The sequence below is a fragment of the Methanosarcina barkeri str. Wiesmoor genome, from assembly GCF_000969985.1.
Taxonomy (GTDB): Archaea; Halobacteriota; Methanosarcinia; order Methanosarcinales; family Methanosarcinaceae; genus Methanosarcina; species Methanosarcina barkeri_B.
The window spans coordinates 1,143,472-1,156,695 of sequence record NZ_CP009526.1; the positions used below are offsets into that span (position 1 = coordinate 1,143,472).

Here is a 13,224-nt window from a genome sequence, read left to right on the forward strand (position 1 = left end):
GGATATTTTGGAAAATCCTCTTCCAAATATGAATTTTGTCTGTAAAATATTATAAAAGATGCCCCAGGGTTTGAAAAATTAATTTTTTGGAGTCTTATTTTATACTTTTCGAGATGTCCTTTATGGAAATTTATATTTATGGAGCTATATTTTTCAGGCATTAGCAAAATCACTTAACTTTATGTTCCTTTTTACGAAAAGGATGACCAATAGCATTATTCCACAATTTTTTTCATTTTGAGAAATAATTTTGTATTCTCTCCAAATTCAATGGAGAATTTTCCAATTTAATAAATATACAACAATTTCCCCATACAGTTATAAAGTTGAATTTATAGTTTGAGGTTGTTTCTCAGGCTTGGTGAAATTCTTAAATTTTCAGCAAATACATAAAATTTATTTTTACCCATACAATTTGAAGAGAATACCATTTTTATTCTATTATTAGTCCCCTCTTAATTTCTTCATTCAGAGAAGGCTTGCAATTCCTTCCTTTCATTAATACCGTAATTTACAGTTACCCCTACTAAAAGTACAGCTAAAGAACAGTATTTTTGGACAGAACTCCTTGTATATCTGTGTAAATTCTCCATAGAGTATGCTTTCTTCGCTATTTTGAATACATCTTCTATAATTGACCTTACAGATCTGAGTTCTTTCCATTTGCTTATTAACTCTTTAAACTTTGCAATTATTTCTTTGTAGAATTTAATTTCTTTTTCAGTATTTCTTCTTAAATCAAATATTTTCAGAGGATATCTAAACATATTGAAAAGTTTCTTAAAATTACAGTTTTTCCTTGGAAAAATTAAAGGTACTACCTTAAAATTTCTTACAGATATAACGTAGTTTTCATAGGAATAGTATCCTCTATCAGCATAGATAACGTCACCTGCTTTTATTATTCTCTTTCTTTTAAGTTCTTTAAGTATTTCAGGATAAATTTTAGGTTCTGCTACATTTGCTTCATTAATCAGAAACGCTAAAGGTTTTAATGTTTGAGAATCAAGTGCAAGAGTAAGTTTCATACCAATGAAGAAACCTCTATGGGTTGAATGGCCCCACTTGTATTCTTTGTTTTTTAGGCTTTCTTTGGTAATCTTTTTAGCGTGCCAGTTCAGGTTAAGGTTTATGTCAGTACTATCAATAATAATGTCTCTTGATCCATTTTTTTCTCTTAGGGCATAAATCATTCAATATTTCAAAAACAAAAGCAGTAAACTCTTGGGGTTCATACTTACTAAGAATGCCATAAACTTCCTTTTCAGTTGGTACTAAACTGATTTTTAAAAAGTTTCTCAAGATTTCTCTTTCTTTTAATTCCTTTATAGCATAAGAGATTTCACAAGAAAAAAACATGCTTAGAAGAACAATTTTTATAGTAGGTACTGATCTGTGGAGGGGCACAATGCCCCTCCTTGTAAGAGTTTGCTTACAGAATCTCAAATCAAAAACATTTAATATTTCGGACAACAATTGCCATTTGAAATCTTCATTTAGTGGTATAAGTGGAGGTTTCGTAATAATCACCAGAGAAGGATTGAAAATCCTTCTCAATAAAATTTACGATTTTTTATGACATTAATTAAAATTCAGACGAAAAATTGAATGTACTTTTTTGAGGGGAACTACTAATAACCTTAATAAATGGAACAAATAAGTAATAACCTCTAGTTTGAGAGTGAGTTTAAGAGGACCCTATCTATTATAGACCCCTTGAAAAATGATTAGTTTTTTAAGGGATATTAAACCTTATTTGCCCAATTAAATGTAGTGCCAGCCCTTTCCCCGTTAAGGTACATTCATTAAAAGATCTATTTGCTGTTTAAAAGACTTAAATACTTTAATTAGTAGATTAAACGTTGATTTCCCCTTACTTTTAACATTGAATTTTGTAGGGATAAAAACGACATCAGATGCCTTATTTATAAATAAATATAAGTTATAAAAGAATAAAGTATTTATCTCGCTATCTTCTTGATTTAAAAGAGTATTATAGATTATTTATCTAAAAAATTGATTTTTAGGGTGTACCTTAATTGAGGGAACTCTAAATGCATACTTATTATCCAAAATAAGCATTGTATATCCTTAGTCTTAATACTGATTTGGAAGGACCCTATTCTATTAACTTCCTCATTTATATGCAATCAAAACCTTTCACTTGATTTGATCTTGATACCACCCATAAGTTTCTTTAATTCCATCTTTCAATGACATCCTGGCTTTCCATCCCAATCCATTCAACTTAGACACATCCATCAACTTCCTTGGAGTTCCATCAGGCTTTGAAGTATCATAATTAATCTTTCCTTCAAACCCTACAATCTCTTTTATTAATTCCACAAGTTCACTGATTGTAACATCCTCTCCAACCCCTATATTTACAAACTCTCCTACCTCCGAAAAATCATAATTTTCCATCAAAAACACACATGTATCAGCCATATCATTCACATGCATGAATTCCCTGAGAGGCTTGCCTGTACCCCACACAACAACTTCAGGTTTGTCATTCACCTTCACTTCATGGAACGTCCTTATTAATGCGGGCATCACATGGGAAGTCTCAAGATCAAAATTATCATTAGGTCTATATAGGCAGGTCGGCAGTTTTTCCAAAATTACTAGTTTTTAGCTGTACTTTTAGTGGGGATGATTGTAAATTATGGCGTTAAGAAAAGAAACACCATCAACCCTTCTCTAAATAAAAAAGTAATGAAGCTATACCAGTAAACAAAATCAGAAGAGGAAGAACAAAAAGAAAAATGAAATCGAAAAGCTCTTTAGTTGATAGAACAGTGCAAAAAAGTATTTCCAAGAGATCAAATCAAAGAAACCCATATTTGAGAGTTATATTAGTAGCAATAATGAGATTATGAAAAATTTTGGGATAGATTCGAATTAACTGAAAAATATATCCCTAATATCTTAAATCACACTCTTCCAAGTAATATCCTTGCTGCGTCCCTAATACTTCTCTCCGACGTATATACCGGCTTCCAGCCCAAACTCTTCATTTTTTTAATCCCCAGCTTCATCCTTGGCACGTCGCCTTTCCAACCCCTGTTTCCTCCGGTGTAGATAATTTTAACATTAGAAAGCCCCATCTCTTCCATAACAACTTTTCCAATCTCTGTGGCACTGATCGTATCCTCAGAGCCAATATTGAAGATATTTACCTTTTCATCACTATTCTCTATTAAAAACAATATAGCTTCAACACATTCTGACACATGAAGGTAGGATTTTTCCTGCTTGCCATCTCCAAGGATCTCCAGCATATCGGAATTTTTTTGCAGTTTTTGTATAAAGTCAACGGTAATTCCATGTGTGCTTCGTGGGCCAACAATATTTGCAAAGCGAAATATCCAAGCTTGCATGTCGAAGGTATGAGAATATGAAGTTATAAGAGCTTCACAGGCCAATTTGGAGGCGCCGTAAAGAGATATAGGGATAAGAGGGCCGTAATCTTCTGGAGTAGGGATAATGCTCGCTTCTCCATAAACTGTCGAGGTGGAAGTAAATGCAATCTTTTTAATATGGTTTTTCCTCATAGCCTCCAGAAGATTATAAGTCGCAAGAATATTCTGATTCAAGTGAACTCTGGTATCCGAAGCTCCGAGCCTGACATCTGGATTTGCAGCCACATGGCAAACAAGATCAATGCCTCTACAGGCCTCCTCAATTACATCCTGATCAAGAAGATCTCCCTCTATCAGAGTAAAATTCGGATTTTCAAGATGATCTTCTATGAATTCCATTTTTCCTGAGCTAAGGTTATCAAAAACAGTAACTCTATTCCCTTTTTCTACAAAACGATCTGTGAGGTGGCTTCCTATAAAACCGGCTCCTCCTGTCACAAGTATTTTATTTTTTGCAGGCATTGTTTTATCCCTAAATTTTTGCTTAGTTGTTTAATCCAATTTATTAATCCTAATTTGACAAATTCTGTTTATTAATTCAGTATTTACTTACAAAAAACACATTCTATTGACACGTTAACTTTTAAAAAAATAAAATATATCAAAAAACAATAAACACAAGAGATAAATTTGAAGAGAATACCATTTTTATTCTATCAGTTTCCTCATTTATATGCAATCAAAACCTTTCACTTGATTTGATCTTGATACCACTCATAAGTTTCTTTAATTCCATCTTTCAATGACATCCTGGCTTTCCATCCCAATCCATTCAACCTCGAAACATCCATCAACTTCCTTGGAGTTCCATCAGGCTTTGAAGTATCATAATTAATCTTTCCTTCAAACCCTACAATCTCCTTTATTAATTTTACAAGTTCACTGATTGTAACATCTTCTCCAACACCTATATTTACAAACTCTCCTACCTCAGAAAAATCATAATTTTCCATCAAAAATACACATGCATCAGCCATATCATCCACATGCATGAACTCCCTGAGAGGCTTGCCTGTACCCCACACAACAACTTCAGGTTTGTTATTCACCTTTGCTTCATGGAACTTCCTTATCAATGCAGGCATCACATGGGAAGTTTCAAGGTCAAAATTATCATTAGGTCCATAGAGGTTCGTCGGCATTACAGAAATGAAATTAGTTCCATACTGATGGTTGTAATGTTTGCAGAGCCTTATGCCTGCTATTTTTGCAATTGCATAGGCTTCATTTGTCTCTTCAAGGGAGCCAGTCAATAGATATTCTTCCTTGAGAGGCTGAGGGGCGAGTTTTGGATAAATACAGGAAGAGCCAAGGAAAAGCAGCTTTTCCACACCACATTTGTAGGCAGCATGGATAATATTTGATTCAATCATCAGGTTTTCGTAGATGAATTCAGCGGGATAGGTGCTGTTGGCAAGGATTCCGCCCACTTTTGCTGCGGCTAAGAAGACATATTCAGGCTTTTCCTGTTCGAAGAATTTATTTACAGCTTGCTGGTTTGTAAGATCTAGTTCTTTATGGGTACGAAAAATAAGGTTGGTGTAGCCTTTTGATTCAAGTTTTCTTTTGAGGGCTGAACCTACAAGGCCCCTATGTCCGGCTACGTAAATTTTTGATTCTTTTTCCATTCTATCGCCTTTATTTTAAAAAAATTTTACTTTTTGAGGTACTGTTCTGAAATTTACAAACTCCTGATATCTAATTCTGATTTTATTGACTCTTCCTCAGTTTCCTGACTGGAAGCTAATTTCTCTGCAGGATAACTTTTCAGGACTTCTTCTTCATCGGACTTTACCATCATCTTTACCAGTTCTTCCAGTCTGACTTTTGGTTGCCAGCCAAGTTTTCTTCTGGCTTTTGATGAATCGCCAATCAACATTTCTACTTCAGTGGGTCTATAATACTCAGGATCTACTTCAACTAAGATTTTATTTGTAAGGGCATCGATTCCGACTTCTTCTTCTCCTTTTCCCTGCCAGATTATATCGATTCCGAGTTCTTTAAACACAAGTTCAATAAATTCTCGGACTGAGTGAGTTTCGCCCGTTGCTATAACGTAATCGTCGGGCTCTTCTTGCTGGAGCATCAGCCACATGGCTTCTACATAGTCTTTTGCAAAACCCCAGTCTCTTTTTGAATCAAGGTTTCCAAGGTAAAGCCTATCCTGCATGCCGTATTTTATCCTTGTAGCCGCCATTGTGATTTTTCTTGTCACAAAAGTCTCACCACGGATTGGAGATTCATGGTTGAAAAGGATTCCATTACATGCAAAAATACCATAGGCTTCCCGGTAGTTGACTGTAATCCAGTATGCGTACAGTTTGGCTGCGGCATACGGGCTTCTTGGGTAAAAAGGAGTAGTTTCTTTCTGGGGGACCTCCTGGACTTTCCCATAGAGTTCACTGGTAGAAGCCTGGTAAAATCTTGTTTTCTTTTCAAAACCCAGGATGCGGATAGCCTCTAGTAGTCTGAGAGTTCCTATAGCATCAGAATTTGCCGTATACTCTGGAGTCTCAAAAGATACCTGAACGTGGCTCTGGGCTGCAAGATTGTATATTTCATCAGGCTGAACTTCCTGGATTATGCGGATCAGATTGGTAGAATCTGTCAAATCCCCATAGTGCATGAAAAAATTAACATTTCTCTCATGGGGGTCTTTGTAAAGATGATCAATTCTTGCCGTGTTAAAAGAAGAAGATCGCCGCTTGATTCCATGCACAATGTATCCCTTTTCGAGTAATAATTCGGCAAGATAAGCGCCATCCTGACCTGTAATTCCAGTTATTAATGCAACTTTGGACAAACTATTTTCCTCTACTTCGTTAAAAATTATAAAAATTAATCTATTAAATTTCTAGTCTTGTGCTGCGAATAATTTCACCCATCATAATTTCATCTTGTCTTCATCGGAAACTCTGTTTTCCCTCTTAATTTTTAACAAATTACATTTATTAATTATTTAAATACATTGGTTTGCATTTATTACTTCTGCTTCTAGTTTTTTCTGACTATCTGTTCTTAATTTTTGGTTATATTTTTATAAATAATTTCCTAATACAATTGTTTAGATAAATTCTATTAAAAACAAAAACTTTTCCGAAATTTTACTGAAAAATTGTATTTTAAGTGCAAATTATGAGATTACTTTTTAGAAAGTGGGACAACTTTCTGGAGATTTGATACTTATTATTTAGGATTTGAGGTTTTGCCAAAATTGACGAAAACGCATTAAATGCAAAAAAATGGACTACAATTGCTTATTTGATCAAAAATTACATTTGATGCCTTTAAAATCGCACCATGAAATGTCGCTGAATACAAAATTTAATTATAAAAATTTAATTAATGTTATATTCATATATAATATTAACACTTAATGCAATCTTTTTTCAAATCTTTGTAATAAATTTGAATATCTCAGTAGCAAACTTAGTTATTTTTTAACTTTGTATATGTCGACTCAATTTGAATTCTCGATTTAGAGAGACAAATTTGTTGAAATTTTCTCTGTAAAAATTATTAAACTTGTTATAAATGACAGGGAGTTAAATCAAAAAAAATTAAAAGATAAATTAGTCAGTTACTAACTAGGTTGTGCTGATATTCCGGCAGAAGTTTTAATCCCGAGTCTATCCTTTTAATGATCCTGTTGCTCTGACCTTTACTTTTATGGCTTTGACAGGAGTCTTATTGCATTTGATAGCAGGACTAATGAATGCTGTAAAAAGACCGTAATTCCGACCGAAGTTGCCTGACCAACCATTGTGTTTTTCCTCCGGCTTTTCTTCATTTCTTCAGATGTTGCCGCAAGTGTTCTCAAGTTGTGGATATTTCGGAAAATACTATTCCAAATACGGATTTCATTTGTAAAATCTCCAAGAAGATGCCGTAAGGTTTGCAGGATAACTTTTTTGGAATCTCAATTTATACTTTACGAGAGGTCTTATAATGGAAATTTATATTTATGGAGCTATATTTCCAGGCTTTTAGTAAAATCACTTAAAATTTATGTTCTGTTTTACAAAGAGGATGACCAATAACATCATTACCCAATTATTAGCATTTGCCGAAATAATTTCAGTAAATTTATATTATGGTTTTTCATATTAGTCTCCAAAAAGTTAATATTACAGTATATATTACACACTTATAATATTATCGGAATTAGATGACCTTTCAGGTTCATACGCAAATTCACTTAAAATTGTATACTATCAGAGGGGGTCACCCAAATTGAGCAAAGAACGACTAGCGGGCAAGAGTGCCAAGTGCACAGCCCAAAAACAAAGCATGTGTGTGAAGAACACAGCCCCGCAAAATGTCGTGGTGATCCTTCCTGACTATAATGACGAAGTTTCCATCGGAAGTGTAGTCCTGCTTACCAGATACTATGCTGACAGCGTAATCGTGGTCGATGATGACAGCCCGAATAGGACAGCAGAAATTGCAAGTAAAGCAGGAGCCGAGGTAATTGTTCATGAGGTAAACAAAAGGAAAGGGGCAACCCTCAAGACCGTCTTTGCGGCTATATACGACCTGGGTGCAGATATTATAGTTACCATGGACTCTATAGTTACCATGGACTCCAATAGTCACCATAACCCAGCCGAAATCCCGAAGCTTTTCGGTCCTATTATTATAGGTAAAGCCGATATGGCCAACGGTAGCAGGTATTTAAATGGCCTGGACAAGTATACTCTTTCCTATTGCCGTGTCGGTCAGAATATTCTTGACGGGGTTACCAAGCTAAACTCCGGGCTTCAGATTACCGATTCCCAGAGCGGCTTTCGTGCCTTTTCAGCCTTAACAAAAGATATTTTTCGCTTCAAAGCTCAGAAAATGTCTATAGAAAGCGAAATGCTGACAGACGCAGGCAAACCTGGTCTTCGTATAGTCGGAGTTGAAATTGGAGTCCGATATGACGTTGACTGTTCAACTGTAAACCCGATAAAACACGGCTTTGGAGTTTTCTTATGATTTTAAAAGATATCGAATTGAACAAGCCTTTTTACTACCTTACAGTCCCGGGATTGATTCTTGGAATAAGCAGTTTTGTTATGGACACTTTTTTCGTACAGGATTTCACGATGGGAAAAAATTTGTATTTCGGGCCTACCATGCTCATGATTCTGTTTATTATCGTAGGGAGTTTCATGGCTTTGACAGGTATCTTGCTGCATTCGATATCTGCCATTTTGGAGGATGTGAATACAGTTTAAACTGTGATGAATTATTTCTTAAAAACTTTTAGACTAACTCTTTATTTATTATTCTCTTTATAGCAGGTAATTCAATGAAACTATTGGCGTTTGTTTCTACTATCGACTTAAAATACGGACTTGGGTGTACACCCTCATGGTGGCAGTTACTGAAGGCTCTCCATGAGACAGGAAACGAAGTTATAGTAGTCCCTTACCTTGGAGGAGCAGTGGAAAGTCTCTGGTGGAGAACATATGAAAATTCGTGTAAATTTGAGAGTATTCTTTATAACAACTTCCTGAAATCCCATAGAAAAGTTGCTGATCCTTCAAAAACCAAGGTGTTTCTTTCTACCATAACTAAAAACTTAATCAATCTTGATATCAAGCCCAAGATAAAAAAGCAACTCACGGACATTATAACTAAAGAAAAAGATATTGATTTTATTCTTTTTATGAATATTCCCCTTAACCACATCACAGGAATTCCTTCTGAGTTAAAAACAGAATTCGGGATTCCATGCCTTTATTATGATGGAGATATGCCTACAATCCTTCCCAAGTATGCGGTGTCACGTGGATTTAAGTTTAACTACTATGTGAATTCGGATCTTTCAGAGTATGATGCTTTTTTTGTCAATTCAAAAGGAGTTATAGAAGACCTCAAGGAAGCTGGTGCAAAAAACGTTACTCCATTGTATTATGCAGCAGACGCAGATCTTTTTGCCCCTGTAAATGTTGAGCAGACTATTGATGTCTCATTCTATGGTCACGGAAGTGGATTAAGGGAAGAATGGATGACAAATATGATCACAAATCCTAGTAAAAGGCTGCCTGACGTAAATTTCTCAGTAGGGGGTGGTAACTTCGGAATTGACATGGGGAATGCAAAGCTTATTGGCCCGGTTTCCTATAGCGCATTCCGCGAATTCTGCTGCAAAAGTAAGATCAACCTGAATATTACCAGGTGGTCTCATACAAATATATATGCCTCTGCTACAGCCAGGCCATTTGAACTTGCAGCTTACGGAGCCTGCATAGTTTCCCAGCCTTACAAAGGGATAGAAGATTGGTTTGAAGTTGGAAAAGAGATTATTGTTGTCAATAGTGAAGATGAAGCTGTAGAAACCTATGAATGGTTATTATCCTCTGATGAAGAAAGGCTGAAGATCGGTGAAAGGGCGAGGCAGAGAATTCTGAAGGACCATACATACAGGCATAGGGCTAAAACGATTATTGACGTGTGCAAATTGTGCAACTGATGTGATTTATATGGCTGAGAGACAAAACGAAAGAGACGACCGTCAAAAGTTAAAAAATATTAGCTTTGCTAAGAAAATCTTGCTAGGTCTTTCAATGTATGTTCCCTCATCTACATTCAAAAAAATAGTGTTGAAATTGCTGGGTGCACATATCGGCAAAAATGTATACTTTGGTCCTGGATCTCTTGTTCTTTCCAATGATTACAGTAGTGTTTATATTGAAAACAATGTTTTTGTGGCTCCAGGTGTGTTAATAAATGTAAATAATTTTACAGTCGGGGAAAATTCACATCTTGGGTATCAGTGTTTAATGGTAGGGGAGTCCCTCAAGATCGGATCCAGATGCAATATCAGCAACCGAACATTTATAGAATGTTCCTATTCTCCAATACTCATTGAAGATGATGTAACTATTGGTGGATGTGCTATGGTTTCAACTCATGATGGCTCTTACAGGCAGGTTTATGGTCTTGAAATGAAAGCTGCTCCTATCTATATTAGATCAAAAGCTTTTATTGGCAACAATGCTATCATTTTGCCTGGAATTGAAATCGGTAGAAAAGTTATTGTTGGAGCGGGTGCTGTCGTAACAAAAAATGCGGTGGCAAATTCAGTAATATGTGGAGTCCCTGCTGACAAAATTAGAACTATGGAGGTTTCAAATGAAAATATTACAGGTAACTAATTTTTTCAAACCCTCTTGGGAAGCAGGTGGAATTGCAAGGGTTGCCTATGAAATTTCAAAAAATTTAGTACAACAGGGCCATGAAGTAACAGTTTTTACTACCGATGGATTTAAATCGAGGCTGAAAACTATTAAGAACAAGCCTGTTAATGTAGATGGAATAAATACCTATTATTTCCGAAATCTGTCTAATTATTTAACAAAACGCAATATTGTCATCCCTTATTATTTACCTTTTATCGCTAGAATAAAAATTCAGGATTTTGATGTTATCCATATTCATGAGCATCGGACATTGCTTGCAGTAATCGTTCATTATTATTCAAAAAAGTATAATATTCCATATGTGTTACAAGCTCATGGAACACTTCCAAACACTATTGGTAAACAGAATCTAAAAAAGATATTTGATGTTTTATGGGGAAATAAAATATTAAAGGATGCATCTAAGCTGATTTCAGTATCCAATACAGAAGTTGATCAATATTTACAAATGAATGTCCCTATTGAAAAAATGGTCATTATTCCAAATGGTATAGATGTTGATTCATTATCTAGCTTACCTGAAAAAGGTAGTTTTAGAGCTAGGTACCATATTAATCAAAAGCATGCGATATTGTATTTAGGAAGGTTACATAAAATAAAAGGTGTTGATTTTCTACTCCGGTCTTTTGTAGAGTTGGTTAAAGATATCGACGATTCTGTATTGATATTAGCTGGTCCGGATGACGGTTATAAAGATAAAGCGAAAGAACAAATACGTGAGTTTGGTTTAGAAAAAAAGGTTATTTTTACTGGATATATGGGACCAATGGATAAAATTTCAGCTTATTTGGATGCTGATATCTTAGTTTATCCCTCTTCTTTCGAAATATTCGGGCTTGTTCCATTTGAGGCAATAATGTCTGGCACTCCTGTAATAGTTACTGATGACTGTGGGTGTAGCGAATTTATAAAAAGAGCTTCTTGTGGGTACTTAGTTAAATATGGGGATGTAACTGATTTTAAATGCAAAATGAGACTAATGCTTGAAAATCCTGAAATTGGGAACAAATTTGTTGAGAATGGGCAAAAATATATTACAAATAATTTAACTTGGCCACTAATTTGTAAAAAAATGGAGACCCTTTATGAGAATTGTATTTACAAAGTTTGAATATACTACAATTTATCTCGAGATAGCTAGAAGACCGAGATCTCGAGTTTCTAATTGATATTCATACGTTTTCGGTTAGTGAGGAATCGCAAGTTACATTATTCCATTTAAATTCCACCTAAGGTACAAAATCGATAGCTTTCAGGCAAGAAAATTCTCCAACCGATGACAATGAATTGAATACTGGACAAACAAAGGAATATACATGGTAATTAAAAGAAAAAGCATTTGTGTGATCACTTTTCCACCCATGAAAGCAGGGTTCACTCCATTATCTAATCTTATTGATATTTTAACATCTTCTTCTAATGAGATATATCTAATTACTGGAAACGAAAGTTATCATCATTTTGCTGGTAATAAACATATTCATTTGTATGGTATATTCCATTCAAAAGGTAATGGTTCAGTTAATAGAATTAAAAATTATATTTGTACCCATTTAAAAATAGCTCATTTGTTCCTAAAAATAATTCGTAAAGTCGATGTATGTATTTTTTTCTTAGGAGGGGAAATGCAAATTTTATCGTTGATCCCCGCAAAATTATTTAAAATAAAAACAGTTACTATAGTTTCGGGAGTTTCAATAAAATACGAGAAAGATATTCTATCGAAAATAGTTACAAAATTATGTACTGTAAACTTTAATCTGGTAGACAAGATTATATTATATTCTCCACGTCTCATAAACGAATGGAATTTTGAAAAATATTCCAATAAGATTTTGATAGCTCCTCGGCATTTTTTGGATTTTTCTAATTTTAATTTAAGCGTTGAGTTTAGTCAAAGGAGCGATTTCATTGGGTATGTAGGTCGTTTATCTGAAGAAAAAGGTATTATTAATTTTATAGAGTCAATTCCTATCATTTTAAAACAAAAACCGTATCTGAATATTTTGATAATAGGTGATGGAGATTTAAAAAGTAATGTTGATAAGTATCTTTCTCAAAATGGTCTTGAAAACAATGTAAAACTTGTTGGATGGAGCTTTCGTGAGGATCTTCCCAAATATTTAAATTCATTAAAATTGCTAGTTATTCCTTCGTATACAGAAGGTCTTCCTAATGTTATGTTAGAAGCAATGGCTTGCGGAACGCCTGTACTTGCTACAGGAGTGGGAGCAATTCCTGATATAATAAATGATGAAGAAACTGGCTTTATTATGGAAAACAATTCTCCTGAATGCATTGCAAAAAATGTTTTCCGTGCTATGAAACATCCAAATCTTGAACATGTTGTAGAGAACTCTCATAGTTTTGTAAATGATAACTTCACTTACAATAAAGCTGTGGAAAGATATTCAGAAATACTTCATAATATTCAATGAATTTATAAACAGATCATTTACGAAATATTATGACTTGAATGAATTGTCAAATTAACTTTAATTTAGGGCGATCTTACAGCAATTTAAAAAAAGGTTATATCTATATACATAACATATCTCTATGTATTTTTATTGATGACTACTTAAATGGTCTCAATATAATATATTGAA

At 34.4% G+C, this 13,224-nt stretch carries 10 protein-coding genes and 1 pseudogene; 6 read left to right on the forward strand and 5 right to left on the reverse strand.

The features are described from left to right. Positions 1–464: 464 nt before the first annotated feature. From MSBRW_RS05085 to gmd, 5 genes and pseudogenes are all read right to left on the reverse strand, one after another. Positions 465–1,530, reverse strand: a pseudogene (locus MSBRW_RS05085) (IS5-like element ISMba15 family transposase). A gap of 630 nt (positions 1,531–2,160) precedes the next feature. Next, positions 2,161–2,622, reverse strand: a complete 462-nt coding sequence (locus MSBRW_RS05095) for an NAD-dependent epimerase/dehydratase family protein (RefSeq protein WP_011305083.1) — start codon at positions 2,620–2,622, stop codon at positions 2,161–2,163. Between the two features lie 314 nt (positions 2,623–2,936). Further along, positions 2,937–3,887 carry an NAD-dependent epimerase/dehydratase family protein gene (locus tag MSBRW_RS05100; RefSeq protein WP_011305082.1) on the reverse strand — a complete coding sequence of 317 codons (951 nt, stop codon included), beginning with the start codon at positions 3,885–3,887 and terminating at the stop codon, positions 2,937–2,939. 227 nt (positions 3,888–4,114) lie between these two features. Then, the gene (fcl, locus tag MSBRW_RS05105; protein WP_011305081.1) at positions 4,115–5,053 is read right to left on the reverse strand and encodes a GDP-L-fucose synthase; all 939 of its coding nucleotides are present in this window, start codon (positions 5,051–5,053) and stop codon (positions 4,115–4,117) included. Between the two features lie 53 nt (positions 5,054–5,106). After that, entirely contained in the window at positions 5,107–6,228 is a 1,122-nt protein-coding gene (gene gmd / locus MSBRW_RS05110; protein WP_011305080.1) for a GDP-mannose 4,6-dehydratase, read from the reverse strand. Positions 6,229–7,658: 1,430 nt separating this feature from the next. Between gmd and MSBRW_RS05115 the strand changes: the two genes are divergently transcribed. The 6 genes from MSBRW_RS05115 to MSBRW_RS05135 all read left to right on the forward strand — a co-directional run bounded on the left by MSBRW_RS05115 (position 7,659) and on the right by MSBRW_RS05135 (position 13,053). Further along, a complete protein-coding gene (locus tag MSBRW_RS05115) occupies positions 7,659–8,402 on the forward strand; it encodes a glycosyltransferase family 2 protein (RefSeq protein WP_011305079.1) in 744 nt (247 codons plus the stop codon). After that, a complete protein-coding gene (locus MSBRW_RS23215; protein WP_011305078.1) occupies positions 8,399–8,644 on the forward strand; it encodes a hypothetical protein in 246 nt (81 codons plus the stop codon). The genes MSBRW_RS05115 and MSBRW_RS23215 overlap by 4 nt, the downstream gene beginning before the upstream one ends. Before the next feature lie 74 nt (positions 8,645–8,718). Then, entirely contained in the window at positions 8,719–9,885 is a 1,167-nt protein-coding gene (locus MSBRW_RS05120; RefSeq protein ID WP_011305077.1) for a CgeB family protein, read from the forward strand. A 10-nt stretch (positions 9,886–9,895) separates the two neighbouring features. After that, positions 9,896–10,570: an acyltransferase gene (locus tag MSBRW_RS20125; protein ID WP_052305849.1), complete on the forward strand. Its 675-nt coding sequence runs from the start codon at positions 9,896–9,898 to the stop codon at positions 10,568–10,570. After that, positions 10,548–11,726 carry a glycosyltransferase family 4 protein gene (locus MSBRW_RS05130; RefSeq protein ID WP_011305075.1) on the forward strand — a complete coding sequence of 393 codons (1,179 nt, stop codon included), beginning with the start codon at positions 10,548–10,550 and terminating at the stop codon, positions 11,724–11,726. The genes MSBRW_RS20125 and MSBRW_RS05130 overlap by 23 nt, the downstream gene beginning before the upstream one ends. A gap of 205 nt (positions 11,727–11,931) precedes the next feature. Then, on the forward strand, positions 11,932–13,053 hold the full coding sequence (locus tag MSBRW_RS05135; protein ID WP_011305074.1) for a glycosyltransferase family 4 protein: 1,122 nt from the start codon (positions 11,932–11,934) through the stop codon (positions 13,051–13,053). The last annotated feature ends 171 nt before the right edge of the window (positions 13,054–13,224 follow it).